The 22,357-nt window shown below is 37.5% G+C and carries 19 protein-coding genes and 2 pseudogenes; 5 read left to right on the forward strand and 16 right to left on the reverse strand.

Annotated elements, in window-relative coordinates:
- Positions 1-276: 276 nt before the first annotated feature.
- The 16 genes and pseudogenes from NT010_13945 to NT010_14020 all read right to left on the reverse strand — a co-directional run bounded on the left by NT010_13945 (position 277) and on the right by NT010_14020 (position 15,705).
- Positions 277-375, reverse strand: a pseudogene (locus tag NT010_13945) (prepilin-type N-terminal cleavage/methylation domain-containing protein).
- Positions 376-739: 364 nt separating this feature from the next.
- Positions 740-835: pseudogene (locus NT010_13950) on the reverse strand (prepilin-type N-terminal cleavage/methylation domain-containing protein).
- A gap of 239 nt (positions 836-1,074) precedes the next feature.
- Complete coding sequence (locus tag NT010_13955; GenBank protein MCX5807140.1) at positions 1,075-1,761, reverse strand: prepilin-type N-terminal cleavage/methylation domain-containing protein; 687 nt, start codon at positions 1,759-1,761, stop codon at positions 1,075-1,077.
- Between the two features lie 71 nt (positions 1,762-1,832).
- On the reverse strand, positions 1,833-3,188 hold the full coding sequence (locus tag NT010_13960; protein ID MCX5807141.1) for a sigma-54 dependent transcriptional regulator: 1,356 nt from the start codon (positions 3,186-3,188) through the stop codon (positions 1,833-1,835).
- On the reverse strand, positions 3,185-4,213 hold the full coding sequence (locus NT010_13965) for a HAMP domain-containing sensor histidine kinase (protein ID MCX5807142.1): 1,029 nt from the start codon (positions 4,211-4,213) through the stop codon (positions 3,185-3,187). The genes NT010_13960 and NT010_13965 overlap by 4 nt, the downstream gene beginning before the upstream one ends.
- Before the next feature lie 3 nt (positions 4,214-4,216).
- A complete protein-coding gene (locus tag NT010_13970) occupies positions 4,217-4,576 on the reverse strand; it encodes a type II secretion system F family protein (protein MCX5807143.1) in 360 nt (119 codons plus the stop codon).
- Positions 4,536-5,438: a type II secretion system F family protein gene (locus NT010_13975; GenBank protein MCX5807144.1), complete on the reverse strand. Its 903-nt coding sequence runs from the start codon at positions 5,436-5,438 to the stop codon at positions 4,536-4,538. Before NT010_13975 ends, NT010_13970 begins: the two co-directional genes overlap by 41 nt.
- A 1-nt stretch (position 5,439) precedes the next feature.
- Positions 5,440-7,137: an ATPase, T2SS/T4P/T4SS family gene (locus NT010_13980; GenBank protein MCX5807145.1), complete on the reverse strand. Its 1,698-nt coding sequence runs from the start codon at positions 7,135-7,137 to the stop codon at positions 5,440-5,442.
- Entirely contained in the window at positions 7,134-8,201 is a 1,068-nt protein-coding gene (locus NT010_13985) for a type IV pilus twitching motility protein PilT (protein MCX5807146.1), read from the reverse strand. The genes NT010_13980 and NT010_13985 overlap by 4 nt, the downstream gene beginning before the upstream one ends.
- Before the next feature lie 207 nt (positions 8,202-8,408).
- The gene (locus tag NT010_13990) at positions 8,409-9,968 is read right to left on the reverse strand and encodes a PilT/PilU family type 4a pilus ATPase (GenBank protein ID MCX5807147.1); all 1,560 of its coding nucleotides are present in this window, start codon (positions 9,966-9,968) and stop codon (positions 8,409-8,411) included.
- Positions 9,937-11,160, reverse strand: a complete 1,224-nt coding sequence (locus NT010_13995) for a tetratricopeptide repeat protein (protein ID MCX5807148.1) — start codon at positions 11,158-11,160, stop codon at positions 9,937-9,939. Before NT010_13995 ends, NT010_13990 begins: the two co-directional genes overlap by 32 nt.
- Entirely contained in the window at positions 11,157-12,698 is a 1,542-nt protein-coding gene (locus NT010_14000) for a secretin N-terminal domain-containing protein (GenBank protein MCX5807149.1), read from the reverse strand. The genes NT010_13995 and NT010_14000 overlap by 4 nt, the downstream gene beginning before the upstream one ends.
- Positions 12,695-13,198, reverse strand: coding sequence for a hypothetical protein (locus tag NT010_14005; protein ID MCX5807150.1), 504 nt, complete (start codon positions 13,196-13,198; stop codon positions 12,695-12,697). Before NT010_14005 ends, NT010_14000 begins: the two co-directional genes overlap by 4 nt.
- Complete coding sequence (pilO, locus tag NT010_14010) at positions 13,185-13,745, reverse strand: type 4a pilus biogenesis protein PilO (GenBank protein MCX5807151.1); 561 nt, start codon at positions 13,743-13,745, stop codon at positions 13,185-13,187. Before pilO ends, NT010_14005 begins: the two co-directional genes overlap by 14 nt.
- Positions 13,735-15,375, reverse strand: coding sequence for a pilus assembly protein PilM (gene pilM / locus NT010_14015; GenBank protein MCX5807152.1), 1,641 nt, complete (start codon positions 15,373-15,375; stop codon positions 13,735-13,737). Before pilM ends, pilO begins: the two co-directional genes overlap by 11 nt.
- Positions 15,376-15,381: 6 nt before the next feature.
- Positions 15,382-15,705 (reverse strand): hypothetical protein, encoded by a 324-nt coding sequence (locus tag NT010_14020; protein MCX5807153.1) that lies wholly within the window; start codon positions 15,703-15,705, stop codon positions 15,382-15,384.
- 191 nt (positions 15,706-15,896) lie between these two features.
- On the opposite strand from NT010_14020, the gene NT010_14025 reads away from it, so the two are divergent.
- The 5 genes from NT010_14025 (at position 15,897) to NT010_14045 (ending at position 22,258) form a co-directional block, all read left to right on the forward strand.
- Positions 15,897-16,829, forward strand: coding sequence for a MoxR family ATPase (locus NT010_14025; GenBank protein ID MCX5807154.1), 933 nt, complete (start codon positions 15,897-15,899; stop codon positions 16,827-16,829).
- A gap of 83 nt (positions 16,830-16,912) precedes the next feature.
- Positions 16,913-17,707 carry a DUF58 domain-containing protein gene (locus NT010_14030; GenBank protein MCX5807155.1) on the forward strand — a complete coding sequence of 265 codons (795 nt, stop codon included), beginning with the start codon at positions 16,913-16,915 and terminating at the stop codon, positions 17,705-17,707.
- Positions 17,707-19,668, forward strand: coding sequence for a DUF3488 and transglutaminase-like domain-containing protein (locus NT010_14035; GenBank protein ID MCX5807156.1), 1,962 nt, complete (start codon positions 17,707-17,709; stop codon positions 19,666-19,668). Before NT010_14030 ends, NT010_14035 begins: the two co-directional genes overlap by 1 nt.
- Positions 19,669-20,069: 401 nt before the next feature.
- Complete coding sequence (locus NT010_14040) at positions 20,070-21,608, forward strand: histidine kinase (GenBank protein MCX5807157.1); 1,539 nt, start codon at positions 20,070-20,072, stop codon at positions 21,606-21,608.
- Entirely contained in the window at positions 21,605-22,258 is a 654-nt protein-coding gene (locus NT010_14045; protein ID MCX5807158.1) for a response regulator transcription factor, read from the forward strand. Before NT010_14040 ends, NT010_14045 begins: the two co-directional genes overlap by 4 nt.
- The last annotated feature ends 99 nt before the right edge of the window (positions 22,259-22,357 follow it).

The raw sequence follows: 22,357 nt of genomic DNA on the forward strand, positions 1-22,357 counted from the left end.
GTGTTTCTATCTTGATATGTTGCCAAGTGTAGTAGGTACAACAGGAGTCGGCGATAACGTATACACGTAAGTGTTTCCACTGATTGTGACGCCAACAGTGGTATTTGCCGTTCCAAAAAATGTTACACCGTCGGACTGCACCTGATTTAAAATAACTCCCATAGTATACGAACCTGTTGTGTTGTTTAGTACCCTGTTCGAGAATACGATACTGTTCGCACTTCTCATCGCGCCGAGTAACGAATCTGCTGCAGCGTCAGCGGCATTTTTCCTCATATCAATATACTTCGGGACTGCAACTGCCGCAAGAATACCCAGAATGACGATAATAATAATGAGTTCGATGAGTGTAAAACCTTTTGAATGCTTGGATATGTTCATTTTATAACTCCTGCCATTTTTATACTTTTTTCAAATTCTACTTGTATATACATATATTGCAGCATATTACAGGCAAGTTTCATCTAAACTATCTCGATATGTTGCCAAGAGTGTTTGGTACATTAGGCTGCGGTGATAATGTATACACATAAGTATTCCCGCTGATTGTTACGCCCACAGTGGTATTTGCCGTTCCAAAAAATGTTACCCCGTCGGACTGCACCTGAGCAAGAATATCCGCCATTGTATAAGCACCTGTTGTGTTGTTAAGCACCCTGTTTGAGAATACAATGCTGTTTGCACTTCTCATCGTGCCGAGTAATGCATCTGCCGCTGCATCGGCTGCATTTTTCCTCATATCAATATACTTCGGGACTGCAACTGCAGCAAGAATGCCGAGTATAATGATAATAATAATGAGTTCAATGAGTGTAAAACCTTTTGAATGCCTGATTACATTCATATTAAAAACCTCCTTGATTGATCTACGTATTATATTATATAAAAGCAATAAATATACCACAATATTATGTATCATTAATAAAATTGTTAATTATCTATTATGAAGACGGAAATCAAGTAAATTTGAGCAGTTGTTTGAGCAATATTTCCATAAAGTAAGAGTGTTGTATAAAGCTATTGATAAAAAAACATCACAATTTTTGTAGTTATGCTACAAAATATGGAGGTGATTTAATATCTCCTGATTTTCAATGACAGAACAAAACCGGATATAAGAGAAGATAAAAAGAGCAGTAGAAACAGGAACGGAAATTTAACGGCATACACAAGCGGGGTAAGCATAAACCTTGATAAGATACGTAATCTGCAGTCTTTTATTATAAAACTGGCGGCTAAAGGAGAATAACGATAATAAAATTCAACAAAAATTGTCCCGATCCTGTTTGTAAGCAGATACCTGTCTCTGAATTCCCTCAGAGCAATAACATGAGGATCAAGGTAACTACCGTAAGCAGCCGTTGCTATAAAACACCCACTGCCTGTGCCGAAATTTATTTTCGGTAGCGTTGTAGGCGCTTGTCCGAAGGTATCCATAGTATATATATAAGTATAACTTTTGATAGTTACATCCAAAGTCCTGTCCCCGCTCACATTATATACGGCACCTTGGATATTTGCGTTCCCGGCTACATCACCCATTGTATATGTAGCTGTATTGTTAGATAATATCCTTGAAGAATGGATCATGCTATTGGAACTGCGAAGAGTTCCGAGTATACTCTCGGAAACTCCATCTGCAGCGTCTCGTCCCAGATCTATATATTTTACAACTGCAACTGCCGCGAGAATGCTTAAGATTACAATAATAATTATAATTTCAATAAGAGTAAAACCTTTTGAATTTTTTACGCAAATCATTAAGCATACCCCATAGACAGGATTATCTTCCTAAAGAATATAATTGTTTGCAATTTAAATACCTTAAAATTCTATTCAGATAATGTTTCCACATTGTATTTTTTTACCCTGTACCACATGCTTCTCTCGGTAATACCAAGAAGTTTTGCTGCTTTTGCCTGATGCCCTTTTGTTCTGTTTAAAGCATCCGTTATCATTTTTCTTTCTACTTCAGAGATTGCGTCATCCAGGGTTTTACCAGATGAAAAAATATCCTGTACCGAAAAATCACCGCGCAGGTAAAGCGGTAAGTCGTCTATTGTGACAATTCCTCCCTCACACATGATGGATGATCTCTTTATTACATTGATAAGTTCTCTAACATTGCCGGGCCATTTGTGTTCTATCATGATTTTTTTAACCGCAGACTCGATCTTTATAAACTCTCCTGTCTCTTTTGAAGCATCAAGTAAGAAACGGTCTATTAAGTGGTTTATGTCTTCCTTCCTTTCCCGTAGCGGTGGAATCATAATATGAATCTGAGAAAGCCTGTGAAACAAATCTTCCCTGAATTTTCCGCCTTTTATTTCTGTTTCGAGAATTCTGTTTGTAGTTGCCATTATTCTCAGATCTACCTTCCTGTTTTTTAACCCCCCTAATCTTTCAATTTCCCTTGTTTCAATGACCCTTAGAAGCTTTGCCTGAAGATAAGGGCTCATCTCACCAATTTCGTCAAGGACAATGGTACCATTGTCGGCTAACTCAAATTTTCCCTGCTTTGTCTGAGAAGCACCGGTAAAGGCTCCCCGCTCATAACCGAAAAGCTCGCTTTCAAGCAGATTATCCGGTATTGAAGCGCAATTTACAACGACGAACATACCCTTCCTCTTTGATAGCCGATGGATTAGATGGGCAATGACTTCTTTACCAACGCCAGTTTCTCCTGTAATTAAAACAGATATATCCTTTTCAGCAATTTTATCTGCAGTTCTGAATATTTCTTTCATTGAAGAAGATTTGCCTATTACTCCATAATGTTCCGTATCAGAAAGTGCTTCCTCTTTCGTGCGCTCTATCGCTTCCTCAATCCCTTTTTTATGCAGAACCCTTTTTACTATGATCTTCAGTTCATCAAGGGCAATCGGTTTAATAAAAAAATCAGTTGCACCGCGTTCTATCGCTTCCATGGCGTTTTTCTTTGTTCCAAAAGCTGTAATAATAATGATAGGAGTGTTAACCTTTTTCTTAATCTCATCAATGGCAGTTAAACCATCAACGCCGGGGAGTTTAATATCCATTATAATAAGAGCAATATTCCTATTAATGCTTATATATGCATCTTCATAGGATTCATAAGAGGATACGGCATAGCCTTCCCCTTTTAACGCCTCTTCAAGGAAAAATCTGACGCCGCCATCATCTTCAATAATAATAATCTGTTCGTTCATTTAGAACCCGGTAAAGTTATGGTAAATGTTGTTCCATTGTTACTTGTTTCTACGTTTATGTCCCCACCATGCATTCTGATATTTCTGATGCTTATAAAAAGCCCGAGGCCTCGTCCACCTTTTCTTTTTGAGAAAAAAGGTTTAAATATTGCCTCAATGTCTTCGGTTTTGATGCTTGAACTCTTATTGTATACCAGAATTTTCAGGATATTATTACATTTTGTTTCTACTTTTACATATCCGCCTGCAGCTTCATGTTGAAAAGCGTTCTTCAATAAATTATTAACAGCCTGAAAAATCCTCGTTTTATCTCCTCTGAAAATGATATTTTCAGTATCCGTGACGAAATCGCATTTAACATGGTCGAATTGTTTGTGTAAACTATCCATTGATTCTTTAATGATCGTATTTATATCAAACTCTTCATGTTCAATTCCGTCATCAGTAAAATCAAGCAATTCTTTTGTAAATATATCTATTTTTTTTGCAGAATCCAATATTGCGTTAACATATGACATTGCCTGTTCCCCGATCAATTTTTCTTTTAAAAGCTCACTCATGCCCGTTATGGTGTTAAGAGGGTTTCTTACTTCATGTGCCACCATAAGGGACATGTAGCCCAGGGGTACGATGTAATCAAGTCTCTCAATATCTTTTTTCATATCGCTGTGCGTTTTTTCTCCCCCAAACTTATTATGCTTTGCCATTTCTGTTAGTTTTTCTATAAGAGTATAAACCTCCATCATTTGACCTTTTTCTTTTCTGAATTCGCCGAACCTTACAATATGCTCGACTTTTTTCACGAGATTTATAACAGGTTGAGTGATGGCCGATACAGCTAAGAATGAACAAAATGCAGAAAAAAGAGAGACTATAAAAATAGAAATAAAATAACTGTCGTAAAAATGTAATGCGCTTCTATATCCGATCATAGCCGAGAGGATGCTTGTAAGAAACACAACAAAAGGTATAATGGTATTTAAGCTATACCGTAAGTTCTTTGGATCGTTAAATATACTTTTCATTGTTTATCCTCCCCTTAAAGCCTGCATCATGTTCCACCAGGGCATCATTACGGCAAGGGCTAAAAATAATACTATAACAGACAGAACAATCGTCATAATAGGTTCTATCCATGCTGACAAACGATTGATTGAATATGTAACCTCCCTGTCATAATGTATAGATACTTCTCGAAGCATTTCTTCAAGTGAACCCGTATCTTCGCCTGTTGATACAAGGTGTATGACAAGTGGTGGAAATATTTTGCTGTCTTTTAAAGGTTTTGATATGCCCTTACCTTTTTCTATCTTACCCTGTATTTCAATAATCTTCTGGGCGATATATTCATTCCCGACTGTTCTTGCAACTATTTCGAGGGTCCTCATGATAGGAACGCCTGCCCTTACCATAATTCTCAAACATATAAGCAAAGCGGCTCATACATATTTTTAATATTATCTGTCCGATAAGAGGGATCTTTAATTTATTTTTATCATAAATCAATTTACCTTTTTCAGTTCGTATATATAATATCAGCGCAGTAATAATGGCGCCAATGGCACTGAAAGTATATATGCCATATGATTGAACCAGTGTATTGATAAAAATCATGATTTTTGTAGGAAGCGGGAGCTCTACTTTGGAAGCCTTAAACAGGACTGCAAAACGTGGTATTACAAATGTTACTATCACAAAAAAAGCCACAACAATTCCGCTTATAACCATAATCGGATATCGCGTGGCAGATTTAAGCATCTCTTTTGTTTTCATTTGAAATTCCAGAATGCCTGAAAGCTTTTCAAGGACATCTTCGAGTAAACCGCCCATTTCACCAGCCCTGACCATACTTATGTACATTTCGGGAAATACACCTTTATGTTTTTCAAGGGCATCGGAAAAACCCACACCTTTATCAATATCCTGATAAATGTTCCTTATTATCTGCTTTAACCTTGCGTTTGTGGTCTGTTCTTCAAGTGCTTTAAGACCGGATATAATTGGAATACCTGCTTTAACAATAGTCTGGAGTTGTCTGGTAAAAAAAATAAGGTCGTCATATTTAACCTTCTGGTATCGAGCAAAAAATGCCTGCAAATCTAAAGAGCTGGTCTTTTCTTCTTCGACCGATACGGGAAGCAAGCCCATACTGTCTAATTGTATGTAGACTATGCCTCTGCTCTCCGCTTCCATAATACCCTGTATCAGAGAACCTCTGTCATCTCTTGCTCTGTAAGCGAATTTCCCCATTTTAATCTATCTTTGTTGTATTTAAAGCTTCCTCAAGAGTAGTAATGCCGGCAATAGCTTTTCTCACTGCATCATCCTTCATTTCCATCATACCACGTGCCTTTGCAGCTTTTTTGATGACTTCACTGGAAGATTTGTCGACAATGAGCGCACGTATGCTATCGTCAACAATGAGGACTTCGAACACGCCCGTCCTTCCTTTATAGCCGGTATATTTACATACAGGGCATCCTCTGCCTCTGTAAAGGGGGATATTTTCTTTAATATTTATACTATCAAGAACTGATCTGGCAGGCATATACTCTTCTTTGCAATCCGGGCATATTTTTCTTAATAGTCTTTGTGCAATTACGCATGTTAATGAGGAGGCTACAAGGAAAGGTTCAACGCCCATTTCCACAAGCCTTGTAGCAGAGCCTGCCGCATCATTTGTATGAAATGTTGAAAGCACGATATGACCTGTAAGAGCTGAATGGACTGCGATTGTTGCAGTTTCCCTGTCTCTTATTTCGCCTACCATTATAACATCGGGGTCCTGTCTTAAAATTGCTCTTAAACCTACATCGAAAGTAAGTCCGGCTCTTGGGTTTACCTGGGACTGTGAAATTGATTCGATAGTATATTCAACCGGATCTTCTATGGTAATAATATTCTTTTCCGGTGTATTGATATAGTTGAGTATTGCGTAAAGTGTAGTAGACTTACCGCTGCCTGTGGGGCCTGTAGAAAGAATAAAACCGTATGGTCTTTTTATGACGTTTTTGATTTTTTCTTCATCATCGGAAAAAAAACCTATCCTGTCTATACCATAAAGAGCAGCACTTTTATCTAGCATTCTCAAAACAGCCTTTTCCCCGTATATTGTCGGATATGTGGAAACTCTTATACCGAGGTCTTTTGTACCTTCTTTTATATCGAACCGTCCATCCTGGGGGATTCTTGATTTAGCAATATCCATGCCCGCTACAATTTTTATTCTCGATACTATAGGAAGAAACATTTTTTTCGGCGGCGCCGGTATTTCTCTCAACTTTCCATCTATCCTCATCCGTATCCTTAATGTTTTTTCGCCGGGCTCTATATGAATATCACTCGCACTATCAGCTACTGCCTGTGTAAGAAGACTATTTACAAATCTTATTACAGGCTCCTCATCACCGGATTCAAAAGTGATTTTTTCCTCTTCCTCTTCCTCTTCCTCTTCCGGCTTAACAGTTGCTTCTTCCTCTTTCATTTTTTGAAGAGTCTCTTCCACAATTGTTTTTACGCCATAATATTTTTCAAGAGCTCTTTTCATCTCTCCTTCGGTAGTTATGCATGGATCCACTTCCATTCTTACAATTCTTGTGACCTCATCCATTGCGTTTATATCCAGAGGGTCAACCATGGCGAGTTTTAAGACATTAAAACGCCTCTCAAAGGGAATTATGAGATAATTTTTTGCAATATCCTCGCTGATTAACTTCACCAGTTCCTTGGGTATGTCTTTTTCGTCGAGATTAACTATTGGTATTCCAAGCTGTTTGCTGACCGTATCAATAATATCCTTTTCTGTAAGAAGGCCCATCTTGATAAGTACTTTGCCAAGTCTCTCACCGTATTTTTTTTGTTCGACAAGCGCTTTGTAAATATCTTCCTCTTGTAATCTTTTAGCTTCTATAAGGATTTCGCCCAGCTTTTTTCTAATCCGTTGAATCATTTATTATCACCTGTCACCTGATGTTTGATGTAATCTGCCATACTTGCCACCGCATATGCGTCTTCCCATTTTATAATTCTCCTGCTTAAAAGATCATTGAGGTTCTGTTCCATGGTATGCATTCCATATTCCTTTCCGAGTTCAATGGAAGAATATACCTGATAAGTTTTTCCTTCCCGTATCATATTTCTAACAGCAGGTGTAATAATAAGCACCTCAGTTGTTGGTATTCTGCCCTTTATGTCGATTCTCTTTAAAAGTTTCTGCGTTATTACGCCCTGAAGCGTAATGGAAAGCTGGGAGCGAATCTGTGGTTGCTGGTAAGGGGGAAAAACGTCTATAATTCTGTCTATAGTCTGGGAGGCACTTGTAGTATGCAAAGTAGAAAATACAAGATGACCTGTTTCGGCTGCAGTAATGGCTGCCTGCATGGTTTCAAGGTCCCTCATTTCGCCGATCAGTATCACATCAGGGTCCTGTCTTAATACACGCTTTAGCGCATTTGAAAAAGACAGCGTATCTTCACCAACTTCTCTCTGGGAAATAATAGATTTCTTTGGCTTATAGACGTATTCTATGGGATCTTCAACTGTTACCACATGAAGAGATTGTTCTTCATTAATCATGTCAATCATTGCTGCAAGAGAGGTTGATTTTCCGCTCCCTGTCGGCCCAGTAACCAGAATCAGGCCATTTGGTTTTCTTGTCAGATCTTTTAAGATGTTCGGCAAATTTAAATCTTCCAACTTGGGAATGTTCACGGGGATAAGCCTTATGGCGAATGCAATTATACTTTTTTGAAAATATACATTCACCCTGAAACGGGCTTTCCCTTTTAATTCGTAGGCAAAATCAAGCTCCCGGTCATTAAAAAAAGCATTTTTTTTTGCAGAATCTTCAACAAGTTCATCAAAAAAGGATTTAAGGTCTTTCTCGGTTAGATAAGTTGCGTGGATATAAGAGAGCTCGCCGTCAATCCTTATGGAAGGCGGGATGCCCGCTATAAGATGCAAATCCGATGCGCTTTTTTCAATCATAAAATGCAGCATATCTTTAATATTCATATAAGCCTCACTAAAATTATAAAAAAACTTTTATTTAGTTAATGTTTACAAAAAAATTGCAATATCAACTACTTAAAAAACCAGTAACTCATGATTTCTGCAAGTTTTAATCTGCAGAAGACAGTCTGTGTAATTCAGAAATGAAGATGCAGCCTTGTGACTGCTCTTCATAGCCGACGCTTTGCTTCTTAATGTAAAATTAATACTTTATACAAAAAATATATTATTAAAGGCTATTTCTTTTATGTCATTATCGAATAACAACATATAACATTTAACGGTTTTCCCACTATAAACCTTAGAAACAGGTATTGTCAATGTATGCCATTCGTTATCTTTGATGAGCTCCAGGGGGATCTTAGGGATTTCAATATCTTCGTTGTTGTCTGACACCATTCTGAGTCTGAATAAATACCAGGCTTTTTCAACTTTAGTCTCCAGAATTTTATAGGAAAGGTTGCAAAAACTCTTTAGAGAAAAAATATTTTTTTTGCCGTTTAAAATAGTATAATCGGCAATAAAATTAAGATCTTCTTTAAGAGGCCCCCTGTCTCTGAATAAAAGCCCTATAGGCGTATCAAAAAGCATACCTGATGCATCAAAAAAGCTGAGGTTATTAAGACTGAAATCAGCCTCATAAAGAATCATTTCTTTTTCAAGTTTCAACGGTCTAATGCCGGTCAATGTTTGATTTTTATTAGGTGTGGTTTCAAAAATACGTTCAATAAAGCCTTTTTCTTTTGAGGATTCAAAAATCATTTCAGGCATATCTATCAACCCATTTTCATAAAGCTTGAGAAGTGATTTATCCATGGAAATCATGTCATCTTTCTTTGAAATATCCATTATAGAAAATATTTGATGGACTTTATCTTCTTTAATAAGGGTTTTTATTGATTGAGTTGTAGTCATGACCTCGCATGCACATACAAAGCCTTTACCATCTGCTCTCTGAACAAGCCTTTGAGATACAACGCATTGAAGCAGCTGGGATAGTTGATTGCGTATCTGGTTTTTTTCATATTCAGGAAAAAAATCAATTATTCTATTGAGAGTTTGGACTACGTTTATCGTGTGAAGAGTTGAAAATACAAGATGACCTGTTTCGGCCATTTCAATTACGATCTTCATCGTTTCGCTGTCTCTGATCTCGCCGACAAGTATCACATCAGGATCTTCTCTGAGTACCCTTTTAAGAGCTGACTGAAAAGATTTTGTATCTTTACCTACTTCACGTTGGCTTATAATGGATTTTTCAGATTTATATACAAATTCGATGGGGTCTTCAATCGTTACAATATGGCAGGCGCGTTCTTTATTGATTAAATCAATCAAGGATGCGAGGGTAGTTGATTTCCCGCTACCAGTGGGACCAGTGATGAGGACTAAACCATTTTGTTTTTTTGTGAGTTTTTTTAATATCTCCGGAAGGCCGAGTGCGCTGAAAGAGGGAACTTTATTTGGGATGGGTCTCATAACGAGCCCTATGTTTCCCATCCTTAAAAAGGCGTTTATCCTGAATCTCCCAAGTCCGTTTATTTCATAGCTGTAATCAAGTTCTTTTTTCCCTTCGAAGGTTTCGTACTGCCATGCCGTTGCCGTTGTTTTTAATAGACTGTTTATTTCTTCACTTCCAAGGACAACATCATTTAGTTTAATAATGTTTCTATTGTTCCCTAACGGCGGCAGATCCTTGAAAAAAAATATACTTTTTACTCCTTGAGAAATACCCTTTTCAACTATTTCTGTTAAATTGACTTTCTTCAAGAATTTTTAACCTCTCAATAACTTTGTTCTTTTCCTCTATCTTGCCGCCTTCTCGTAGGTAAAACCTGTAATATTTAATAGCCTCTTTAATTTCGCCCATGTCGTCCTTTATAAGCGCAATAGATAAATATGTTGAAGGGTTTTTGTTGCCTCTCCTGATCAAATTCTCAAGGACTCTCGAAGCCTCATCATACCTCTTTTGATGACGCAAAAGGCCGGAAAGGTTAATATAGGCTTCAGCTCCGTCCTTATCCATGTCGATCGCTTTTTTAAAATATTCTTCTGCAAGTTTCCTGTCTCCTTCTCTCATAAAAATGATGCCTGTATTGTTATATGCTTTTGTGTAATCAGGTTTTTTTTCGAGAATCCTTCTAAAATACATCAATGCTTCGTTTGCATTACCTTCTCTCATGGCAATAACGCCAAGATTATTCAAAACCTCTATGTTATTAGGCTGTTCTGATAAAATATTTAAATACAGCTTCTTCGCCTCCTTTGTTCTGCCTTTTTCTGTTTCTAAAAGCGCTTCGTTGTACATAGACATAATTCTTTCTTCATCAACCTTCATTACAACAACCTTCGTGTGCTCCATTGATGCCGAAGGAATTTCTTTTCTCGGATTGACAGGCAAGGCGGAGGTATTTACGTAGGTACTCTTTAACCTGGCAGTTTTCTTTTTCAGAGCTGGAATCTCTTTAGGTTCAAGGCCTGTTATTTTTCCATGAACTGTTTCTGTGGCATTTGTTTCTAAGTTACGAGACTTATTTTTCAATGTTTTATCTTCGGATTTTGCATTGAAGGATGTTTTTGCAGAAGTTTCAGTTTTTTCATTTCCCTTTGTATTTGCTTTTTCCTCAATTTTTGTTGTTGCTCCAACCTTGTCAACAGGTTTTAGTTCCGTATCAGGTTCTTTCACTTCAGCAGGTTGTGCCTTTTCAACTGTCTTTTCTACCCGTTGCATGACGGGCTGCCCTTTTGAAGCAAATATTTTTGAAGAAGGCTGAATTGGTTTTGTTCTAAGCATCATAGGCAGAATAGAAACAAGTAAAACGATACCTGTTATGGCTGACAGAGTGATATAAAAAATGTTTTTATTCTTTGTATACACAGTCTGTATACTGCTCCGGACATCGGGTTTGACCTTTTTCCTCTCCTCCTGAGCCTTTTTTAGGGCATCAAGGATAAGACTCATTGGGAATCCTTTCCATATATTATCATCGGTGTTAAGAATATGACAAGTTCACTTCTATATGAATAATCTGTCTTTGTCTTAAAAAAACTTCCCAACCCCGGTATGGACATGAGGCCCTTTATACCCTGCTCATCATTTGTTGAAAAGTCTTTTATAAGTCCGCCTATTATTACAGATTCACCCTCCCTCACCTTAACAAGGGTGTCTACCTCTCTCACAGAAAGAACAGGTGCGGTGACCTTTGTGCCGCCTACCGTTGACTCAGCAGTACGGATCTTTTCAGTAAGCATTGGGTGTATATTCATGACTATATTACCTATATTGTCTATCTGAGGCACGACATCGAGAACAAGCCCGATAGTTACATATTTTGGTGTTGAAGTGGTTACCGGAGGGTTGCCGGAAGATACCGTTGTTGTTGTTTCGAAGAACACATCTTCAGTTGCGACTTTTATAACAGCTCTCTGGTTATTCAGGGTTGAGATCTTCGGGCTTGAAACAATGTTTATTTTGCCCTGTGTTCTCAGAAGGTCAATAAAAGAATCAAATCTACCTCTTCCTACACCGAAACGTATATATTGTTCAGGGGCTGTAGGCAGCGTTTTCAAATTAGGTATATTAAAATATTGTGTTTGAGTAGTTACAAGTGCCTGTTCGATATTTAATGCAAATCCTTGCCATTGGGCACCGATAAGGCTCCAGTTGATACCTTCCTTTGATTCTTCGGTGAGCAATACTTCAACAATCTTGGCTTCTATCATTACCTGTCTTTGAACGGTTCCCTCAACCGTTTCAAGGAAAAGTGCAATATGTTTTAAATTTTTCGGGTAATCCATAACCATGATTACCGAAGCCTGCCTGTTTAAGATAAATTTTCCCTGGGGAGAAAGGAAAGTTTTTATATTGTTTTCTATATCTCTCCATAAATCAGTTTCCGTACCCGTTGATACTACAATATTTGCCTGACCGCCGCCGGTTGCTGTTGTTGCACCTGTGCCGCCAGGTACGGCTCCTGTCGTGCTGCCGGTGACTGTGCTGGAAGTTTGTGTTTGTGCTGTGTTCCTTCCGGTTGAGGTTGCTCCGCTTATGATGCCAATTCCTGTTTTATTTAATGTAATATAATTAAGTGTAAAAATACGTGTTTCAATCTTCGGTTTTGAAACATAAACGCTTTTATCCTCAATTTTAAATGAATAATTGAGGGGCTCAAGTATATATTCGAGTGCTTTGTTAAGTGTTACATTTTTTAAATCTACAGTACATGCACCCTTTACGTCAGGTTCAATAATAACGTTATAATTGGTCTGTTTGGAAATAGCTCTCAGTACATCTTTTATATCAGCTTCTCTCAATGAAAATGAAAAGACCTCTTTCGGTCCTTCAATTTCTATTTTTTTTACCTTTTCCATTTGAGGCATTACAGGGCTTCCAATATCAACGGGTTGGACAATTTTGGGCTTTTCCTTAACAGACTCGACAGAAGAACATGATGAAAAAAGTAGAAAAAATGCTGCAAAGTAAAAAAAACGCATTCTCATTTTTGCACCTCTATTGAGGGTTCTTTTGAAGATGCTTCGCCAACAATGCTTGCCACAGGAATCACCCTCCTGTTGCCCTTACGAACAAGAATAACCCTGTCTTTCCATATTTCCTGAACTTTTTCGTCTCCTATAAAATCACCTTTTTCTACAATGTCATTGCCGATGATTGCAAGCCTTCCTTTATTACTTTCAAGTATAGCAAGCAGTTTAAGCCCTATTCTGGGTTGCTCAACGCGTTTTTCATCTACCGATTTTGGCAGTTGAAAAGGGTCTCTGTCCCATATGAAATTAGTTTTTGCAATTTGCTGTTTAGGTCTTTCAAACAGCTCAACAGGGATTGCGGAAAATTGTGACGAAGACTGAGGAGTTGTCGCGGCAGTATCTGCAGGGAGGGTTGTTTTGGACGGCAGCTTCTTTTTCCCTGTAAAAAAAAGCATATATGCCGAAAATACTATGGTAAGTATGAGGGCAATTATAATGGGTTTACTTACTTTCAAGTATCTGTTTTTCCTTCCATGCTTTGAATTCTATCACAAATATTCCAGCTAAAACAGGGTATTCCTTTTCATCATAGGACAGCCTTGCATTCAAAATTCCTTTAAAAGAGTTATGGTTCTCCAGTTCCTCCAGGAATTTTCCCATTTCTAAAAACCTTCCCTTTAATCCGATTTCAATTGTAGGGTATATCAACGTAGATGTTCTCTTTTTATCAATTGAACTGAGTGAACTATTAAAATCTGTAATAAGTAAGCCGCTTTTTTTTGCCGTCATTACTATATCTTTCATAACTCCGGGAAATTCGTCAAGAACAGGAATTATTGCCTGAGATGTTTTTAATAGGTGCTCTATTTTAATGCCTTTATCCTTGATCTGAAGCATGTTGCTGATATCATTATTTATCCCTTGTTCTTCCATTTTCAACTTGGAAAGTTCCTGGTTTTTTATTTTGGTCTTAGATAATAAAGGCATATAAAATGCCAGTGTCCATACAATGACAACGATTACAGGCGCTGCAAGCCATATATATAAGGGTTTAAATTTCATAAGCAGCACACCTTCCGGCAATAACGAACTCCATTACTTTTATGTTCCTTATTTCTTTTAACTCTTTGCTCGATACCTTTATATTTTGAATAAATCCGGATTTGTCAAGCATGATGATAAAACTCAACAGCATTGGTTCAAACATCTCCACTTCGCCATAGATATACCCTTTTATTTCTACAATATAATGATTTCCGAATGTCAGTGTAGCGGCCTGCGCAAGATCTTTTGCAGTATCTTCTTTTACCGTTTCTTTCAGGACGTCTTTTGAATTTATAGCTTCCTGAGACGATGCATCTTTTTGAGTATCCTTAGGCGGCATCACAATTTTTCTTTCTCTGGTAAATCCTATTTCCTTTAAAAATACATCCTTTGGCAGATGAGATGATAAATACTTCATTAATAAAATAAAGGTGTTGTCTTTTCTTTGTGTTTCATTCAGCAAGGGTACAAGCTCATTGTACCTGGAAGGAGAGACAGCGCCGCCAATTTGTTTTAGTTGTTCTTTTTTATTTATAATGCTTGTTTTTTTTGAACCAATAGCTAATCCAGGCTTGCTATAGTTGCTCCAGACATTTAAAGAAAGGATTATGAGCAATGCCAGAACGCCTATTGTTCCTATCATTATCCATTTTTTATAGATTGTTTCTTTTTCCCGTATCTTAATCTCAGGTGGTAGAAGATTAACAAGCAGTTCTTTCCGGGTGCATAGTACATATGCCGGTAAATAATCATTTTCAATGTTTGCCGGCATATCGAGGTATCCAATTTCTTCAGCAAGGGAGTTCCTTAATTTATCTGCAATGTTAGGAATAGATGAGCCTCTGCCGGCCAAATAAACTTTTACAATAGGCGTATCCGGGCTTTTTTGATTATACACGCTGAATGTTCTCTGTATCTCCCCCATAAGTCTCTCAAAGGGCAGATTTAAAATCTCGCTTGACCTGTCGTCAAATCCTTTTTCCCGTTTATATTCTTCCGCTTCATCATAGGTGAGTCCGAGTCCGCTAATTAAAACATCAGTAAAACTCTCTGATGCTGTCATAATCTCTCTTACAAACCTGAGTTTCTTTTTGTAAAATATATATATACCAGTTTGTCTTCCTCCTATATCAACCACTACAATAGAGCCATCAGTTCTGTCTTCTACGACAGGAGTATATGTAAAGCCTATGTCTGTTACAAGGACAACGTCTTTAAACCCGGTATTATCAAATAATGACAATATATTATTCACATAATCCCTTTGAATTCCTGCAAACATAACTTCTTCTTTTCTTATTCCCCTTTCATCTGTCTCGCCAAGCATTACATATTCGTAAACCATTTCTTCAAGAGGCATTGAAACAATTTTTGAGGCAGACCAGTTAATGGCTTCCTTTATTTCCTCTTTCGGCAGGATAGGAATTGTAAATGTCTTCTTCAGAATTTCCTGAGAGGTTATGCTCAGCGCTATTTCTATATTGATACCCTCCTTTGTTTTTATATCGGAAAGTATTGCAGCAAGATCGTTGAAATCACCCTGATAGATATAATTGCCTTTTGAAACAAGATTTCCTTTATCCTTTTTACCTTGCCATCGAATATACTTTACACTTACTGTCCCGATATCTATACCGAGAATATCCATATATTTTTAGACCATCCCTATGAATTTAAGTTTCTCTATTGCCATACGAGTAAGATCGATATTCCTCCGTTTACCGGGTTCTTTTTTCAGATACCCTTTTTTGCGGAGGGGTTCTACAAAAGTAGCAGCGCTGTTTGTCTTCAAGTTCATTTTTTGCACAATTTCTCTTTGTGTAGGATAATACCTGTGTTCTATAAAGTAATTGTATATATAAACAAGACACTCTGTCTGCCGTTCAGTTAAAGGAGGCAATGACCGTAAGTCTTCACTCTCTTCAATATCCATTGAAGTTGTTTTGACGATATTTTTTTGACCCTTTACTGGATCCATTTGAAATCTCCTTTTTGCATAGTATTCAAATATATAATCATAGTAGTATGTTACTATGTATTTATAGTAGTATGTTAAATAGAGGTTGTCAAGTTTTTTATTTATAATGAACTGTCTTTCCATGCCATTCAGTTAAAGGTAAATATGAGAACAAAAATATGGTACAATATCGATCGAAAGGACGGTGCGAAATGGAGATAGATGACAACAGGATCAAACATATTATCAAATCACTTTCAAGTTATTTGCATGGGAAAGATAAGCCGCTACGGTTATCACTTATATCCTTTCTTTCAAGAGGACATCTGCTGATAGAGGATTTGCCGGGACTGGGAAAAACAACCCTTGCTATCGGTATTGCCAAATCACTGGGTCTGACTTTCGGCAGAATTCAATGCACAAGTGATCTTTTACCAACTGATATTACAGGGTTATCTATTTATAATAAAAGCACCGGCGAATTTGAGTTCCATCCCGGCCCGATTTTTAACAATATTGTGTTATGTGATGAAATCAACAGAGCAACCCCGAAAACGCAGAGCGCGCTTTTAGAGGCAATGGGCGAAAAACAGGTTACAATAGAAGGCAAAACTTACAAACTGCCGAGATTGTTTTCAGTTATAGCAACGCAGAATCCTGTTGAGCAGTTCGGGACATTTCCATTGCCGGAATCGCAACTTGACAGGTTTACGATGAAAATCAGCATCGGGTACCCATCTCGCGATGCGGAGAAGGAGATATTGAAGGTAGGGAGCAGGAGAGAGGAGATTTATAATATTGTGCCGGTGATGAACAAAGAAGAAGTGGTGCAGCTCCAGGCAGGCATTGAAAACAACACATATATTTCCGATAAAATACTTGATTACACACTTGCTGTTATTGACGCAACAAGGGGAAACGGTTATCTTGCTTCAGGGTTGTCAACGCGGGGCGCTTTAACATTGATTAATACTGCAAAGGCAAATGCATATTTTCACGGAAGGGATTTTGTAATACCTGAGGATGTTAAAGAATTGTCGGAATATACGATACCGCACAGGGTATTATTCAAAGAAGAATACGAAACACTTGATAAGAAGGAGATTATAAAATCCTTAATAGAAAAAATACCTACCCCGGCATAATAAAGATTACCAAGGCAGGTTTTCTCTATATTCTACTGACGATATTCCTTGGTGTCTCTGCAGTAAATACCGGCAACAACCTTATGTACCTTATTGTTGCTGCTCTTTTAAGCTTTATGGGCATTTCAGGGTTTTTCGGCAAAAACAATTTATCTAAAATTACCGTAGAAGTTGAATTTCCTTTGGAAATATATGCAAATGTAAAATTTCCATTGAAAATTACGTTAAGAAATAAAAAAAGGCTGCTGCCCGTTTTTCTTTTAAGGGTGCAGGTACAAGATTATTCCATTTTCTTCCCCTTCCTGGACGTAAAGGGTGAATTAATAAGATATGTTGATGTTAATTTTGGAAAAAGGGGTGAATATGAGATCAGCAACATTTATATCAGCTCTGTATTCCCTTTTAATTTTTTTACAAGGTACAAGTCCCTTAAAAATACATTTCGTTTTATCGTATTCCCTGAACTAAAAAAATGTGACCTGCTGAGTATTTACGAAAAAGGAAGAAGAATGAAGGGCGAAAGTATTACTGACAGAATAGGGTATGAATCGGATATTGTTTCCATACGGGAATATGTTTATGGCGATCCGTTGAAGTACATCAATTGGAAGGCAACCGCTAAAACCGGGAAACTTAAGACAAAGGAGCTTTCAACCCTTGCCTATCAGCCTATTATAATAAATTTTGACAAAGTGTTGATAAAAGACATGGAAGAGAAACTCTCCTGTATTTCTTTCTCTCTTCTTCAGGTCCTGAAAAAAAATATGCCTATCGGGTTGAAGATAAACAACAGGTTGTACGAACCAGGGGTTTCACAAATACATAGAATTAACATGTTAAGAGAACTGGCGCTCTATAAGTCTGCAAATGGTGACTAATGGATATTGGATGGTTTAGGAACAGAGATCAAAAGATTAATATTGAGACCATTGTAAAGGCAATTACATACCTGACAAGTATTATCGGTTTTATTGCTATTTTTAATCATGTCAATATCTTTTTTTCTGCTACTTTTTCAGCATTATTCTTACTATCGTTGTATTTTGAGTATAACAGGAGATTCTATTTTCCCAGATTGATATTGAATATCTTTTCAATAGCAGTAATCATCTTGTCTTTCTACAGGTTTAATGTCAGCGATCTTGTTGTGCAGATAATTGAGGCGCTCCTGATACTTCTTTCAATAAAGCTCCTTGAAGATAAAAAATTCAGGGATTACATGCAGATATATGCAATCACACTTTTTTTACTTGCAGGTCTCGGACTGCTTTCGCTTGATATAGTTTTTGTTGCATATCTTTTTATACTTGTAATTCTCTTAACTATTTCAGTTGTTTTACTTACATATTACTCTCAGGACCCCAATTTGGAACTGTCGAGACAGATGGTAATGAAGATAGTTCTGAGATCCATGTACATACCCCTGCTTGCCATTCCGCTCACTGTCGTTATGTTTGTGATATTGCCACGCACAGATTATCCGATTTTTAATTTTCTTAATAGGGCAGATAAGGCAAAGACAGGTTTTACTGACAATGTTAAACTCGGTGCTGTTTCAAGCATCCAGGAGGATTCAAGCGTAATACTGAGAATAAACATGGAAAAAATTGATGACAATTCATTATACTGGCGCGGAGTTGTGATGGACAATTTTAACGGTATTTCATGGAAGAGTTTGCGTAAGCATTTAGTGTCCACGGCAAAACCAGTCAATATAAAAGGTAAAACGATTAGCCAGACCGTCTATCTTGAACCTTATGAAAATATATATCTTTTTGCCTTGGACAAGCCTGTTTCTATATCCTTGAAAAATGCGAAAAAAAATACTGATTTTACATATACTTCATTAGGGTTTATAGAAAAAAGAACACGATACGATGCGGTTTCTATTATTTCCGATACAATCAGCGATGATATAATTGATGAAAAGATATATCTTCAGGTGCCTGAAGATATATCTTTAAAGATAACGGATTTGGTTCGTAGTTTAGCTCCAGGCAGCGAGAAGGAAGAAGATATAAAAAAAATATATGAATTTTTAAACAATGGATCATACAAATACTCTCTTGAAAATCTACCGCTTTCCAAAACACCGCTTGAAGATTTCCTCTTTGACATCAAGCACGGCAATTGTGAATATTTTGCGTCAGCCTATGCGGTTATGTTGAGGATTGCCGGTATCCCATCCAGGCTGATTGGCGGGTACAAAGGCGGATATTATAATGACATGGGGGGGTATTATCTGGTGCCGCAAAAAAATGCTCATGTGTGGGTAGAAGCATATGTAAAAAATAAAGGTTGGGTGCGGATAGACCCCACACCGGCAGGAATGGAATTGTTTTCATTCCCCTTGAGGGGCAATTTATTGTTCAGGCTGAACCTGCTCATGGATACAATAAATTATTACTGGCTTGCCTTTGTTATAAACTATGACTTTCAAAAACAATTAAATATATTGAATTCATTGAAAACAACTTTTAAAAAACCCTCAATAGCGCTGGCATTGAATATGAAAAATACAGTTAAATACGGGATTGTCCTCTTTTTTATAACAGCGGCAGTTTTAATGGCGAGCTTTATTGCAACAAAAGTCATCAGGAGAGAGACCGGCGAGAAAAAGCTGCTTTCAGCATTTTTAAACAAAATGGAAAGACAGGGATATAAGAAAAAGAAATCGCAGGGTCTTGAGGAGTTTGTTTTAGAAATTCAGGATGATAAAATAAGAAGGCACTCTCTGATGTTTGTAGCAGAGTTTGAAAAACTATTCTACCGGGACCAAACATTTAACGATAATCAAATAAGAAATTTAAAAACAATGATAGATTTGATTAAAGCATAACATTGACATGAATCGCTAAAAAAAATGCGAAGTGATGTCAAAGCAGCACTTTTCCCGATGATTTTAATTTATTCCAATTATAAATCAAGGCGCTATAATCGTTGGCTTCGTCATCTGCTCCTCCGACGTACTATTACCGTACGCCTACGTCCGGGTACCCGCTTGCGGGTGTTCCCTTGCCGCCTTGATTGCCCCGCAAGCTGAAGCGGGGTAAGTCATTGCATCCTTGATTTAGAATTGGAATTAGTCAATAGAAAGACTAAAATGCAAAAAAATGGTCTTTTTATACAATACACATTCAGGTAAAATTAAATGATTGATAGCATTAAAAATTTATTGTAGATTATTTCATACATATAATTTTATATACGGATAATGAAAGCTGAAAGGTACAGGGGGGTATGAATAGCCTTCGTTCGCCAATTACAACAGGGTTAGATTTTAATAAGATATTTGCGGCGTTGTTCTGGCTGCTGATATTTGCAGGGCTGTATCTCGCCAAACTATACAGCTATGTTCTCTTTCACAGCATGGCGGAAATATTTTCCATCATCATCGCCTTCGGTGTATTTATGGTTGCCTGGAATTCACGCTGGCTTATACCCAATAACTTTATTGTTTTTATCGGGATTGCCTATTTTTTTGTAGGATGGATTGACTTCTTTCATATCCTTGCATACAAGGGTATGAACATATTCAAAGAATTTGATACGGATCTTGCATCCCAATTGTGGATAGCAGGCAGATTCATGGAGAGCATCTCTCTTTTTATTGCGCCGTTATTTTTCCAGAAGAGGTTGAAACCGCGTATAGTATTTACCGTTTATTTTTTTATAACTATTTGTGTACTGTCATCTATATTTTATTTCAGGATATTCCCTGATTGTTTTATTGAGGATGAGGGGCTGACCAGGTTTAAGATCATCAGCGAGTATGTTATCTCGGCAATCCTTGCATCCTCAATCTTTATCCTTTATAGACACAGTGACAAATTCGATGACAACGTATTTTCTCTTATTATCTGTTCAATATTCCTTACCATAGCCTCTGAACTGTGCTTTACCTTTTATATGGATGTTTATGGCCTTTCAAACATTGCAGGCCATCTTTTAAAGGTCGTTTCTTTCTATTTTATGTACAGGGCTGTGATAGAGATTGGTCTTGAGAAGCCATACCGTTTACTTTTGAGAAATTTTCAAATAAGTGAAACAGCGCTGAAACATCATCAGGAGGAACTTAAAAATCTTGTCGAAGAAAGGACAAATGAATTAAAATCAACTAACGAACAACTAATTGAGGTCAGTAAAAAACTCGTGGAAACTGAGGATGTTGAGAGACGTCGTATATCAAGAGAATTACATGATACTGTCGGCCAGAATCTCACTGCTCTCGGAATAAGCCTGAATATTCTTAAATCCAAGCTCCCCCAGGATTTGTCCGATGCTGTCAGCTTGCGTATCGATGATGCCCTTGCAATGGTTGAGGAAACAACGGAAAATATCCGTAGCGTTATATCCCAACTGAGACCGCCCGTTCTTGATGATTATGGTTTATTTGCTGCGATACGATCTTTTGGAGAGCAATTCTCCTTGAGGACAAACATAGATGTTGTGCTTGAATGCGATGAAGCATTTCCTAAGTTAAACATGTACATAGAAGGGGCATTGTTTCGTATTGTTCAAGAGGCGCTTAATAATGTGGCAAAACATGCCCGGGCAAATAAAATAATCGTTTCTTTGACAAAACATGCAGACCATGTAAAGCTGACCATTAAAGATGATGGTATAGGCTTCAAAACTGATAATATAACCGATACTAAAAGGCTTGATAAATGGGGTCTTACAAATATAATGGAGCGCGCTATGTCTGTAGGAGGGAGCTGCCATATTGAAAGCAGCCCAGGAAAAGGTACAAAGGTGACTGTGGAGGCGGCATTATGAGCATCACTGTTTTTTTAGCTGATGATCATGCTGTGTTGCGTGAAGGTCTTAAACTCCTTCTTGAATCTCAGGAGGATATTAAAGTAATCGGTGATGCTGCAGACGGACGTGATGCCGTGAAGCAGACAACAAAACTCCATCCGGATGTTATAATAATGGATATTTCCATGCCGGAACTCAACGGCATTGATGCAACTTATCGGATATTGGAGGCGTACCCGTCAGCCAGGGTTATCATACTTTCAATGCACGCTGCTTCTGAACATATTTTACGTGCCTTGAAGGCAGGTGCCCGCGGTTATCTTCTGAAGGAATCAGCAGGCAAGGAAATAATTCAAGCTGTACGGACTGTATATGGCGGCAGCCGGTACCTGAGCCTGAAAATATCTGATGATCTCATAGACAATTACATGTTGAAATATAGAGATGATGATCTTGGCAATCCCTTGTCAAGACTAAGCTCGAGAGAAAAGGAAATTATGCAGCTCGTTGCGGAGGGTAAATCAAGTGTGGAGATTGCAAATATTATTTTTCTTTCTCCTAAAACAGTTGAAACATACAGAAGCCGTTTAATGCAGAAACTAAATGTCAGCGATATTACAGGGCTCATCAAAATTGCTTTGAAACATGGTTTAATCCCGTTGGAATAAAGACGGTAAATTTCAAAATAATTTATCATATACTCCCTATCATATTTATCAAACTTTCCTTACAGACAGAAAAATAAATTATTTTTATATTAAATGATA

The sequence above is a fragment of the Pseudomonadota bacterium genome (genome assembly GCA_026388275.1).
In the GTDB taxonomy this organism is placed as follows: Bacteria; Desulfobacterota; Syntrophorhabdia; order Syntrophorhabdales; family Syntrophorhabdaceae; genus JAPLKB01.

Coding starts and splice junctions, on each gene's coding strand:
- NT010_14045 (MCX5807158.1), top strand. CDS start 21,605: ATGAGCATCACTGTTTTTTTAGCTGATGATCATGCTGTGTTGCGTGAA.
- NT010_13975 (MCX5807144.1), bottom strand. CDS start 5,438: ATGGGGAAATTCGCTTACAGAGCAAGAGATGACAGAGGTTCTCTGATA.
- NT010_14030 (MCX5807155.1), top strand. CDS start 16,913: ATGTACCTTATTGTTGCTGCTCTTTTAAGCTTTATGGGCATTTCAGGG.
- NT010_13980 (MCX5807145.1), bottom strand. CDS start 7,137: ATGATTCAACGGATTAGAAAAAAGCTGGGCGAAATCCTTATAGAAGCT.
- NT010_13995 (MCX5807148.1), bottom strand. CDS start 11,160: ATGAGTCTTATCCTTGATGCCCTAAAAAAGGCTCAGGAGGAGAGGAAA.
- NT010_13955 (MCX5807140.1), bottom strand. CDS start 1,761: ATGATTTGCGTAAAAAATTCAAAAGGTTTTACTCTTATTGAAATTATA.
- pilM (MCX5807152.1), bottom strand. CDS start 15,375: ATGGATATTCTCGGTATAGATATCGGGACAGTAAGTGTAAAGTATATT.
- pilO (MCX5807151.1), bottom strand. CDS start 13,745: ATGAAATTTAAACCCTTATATATATGGCTTGCAGCGCCTGTAATCGTT.
- NT010_14025 (MCX5807154.1), top strand. CDS start 15,897: ATGGAGATAGATGACAACAGGATCAAACATATTATCAAATCACTTTCA.
- NT010_14035 (MCX5807156.1), top strand. CDS start 17,707: ATGGATATTGGATGGTTTAGGAACAGAGATCAAAAGATTAATATTGAG.
- NT010_13960 (MCX5807141.1), bottom strand. CDS start 3,188: ATGAACGAACAGATTATTATTATTGAAGATGATGGCGGCGTCAGATTT.
- NT010_13970 (MCX5807143.1), bottom strand. CDS start 4,576: ATGAGGACCCTCGAAATAGTTGCAAGAACAGTCGGGAATGAATATATC.
- NT010_13965 (MCX5807142.1), bottom strand. CDS start 4,213: ATGAAAAGTATATTTAACGATCCAAAGAACTTACGGTATAGCTTAAAT.
- NT010_14040 (MCX5807157.1), top strand. CDS start 20,070: ATGAATAGCCTTCGTTCGCCAATTACAACAGGGTTAGATTTTAATAAG.
- NT010_14020 (MCX5807153.1), bottom strand. CDS start 15,705: ATGGATCCAGTAAAGGGTCAAAAAAATATCGTCAAAACAACTTCAATG.
- NT010_13985 (MCX5807146.1), bottom strand. CDS start 8,201: ATGAATATTAAAGATATGCTGCATTTTATGATTGAAAAAAGCGCATCG.
- NT010_14000 (MCX5807149.1), bottom strand. CDS start 12,698: ATGAGAATGCGTTTTTTTTACTTTGCAGCATTTTTTCTACTTTTTTCA.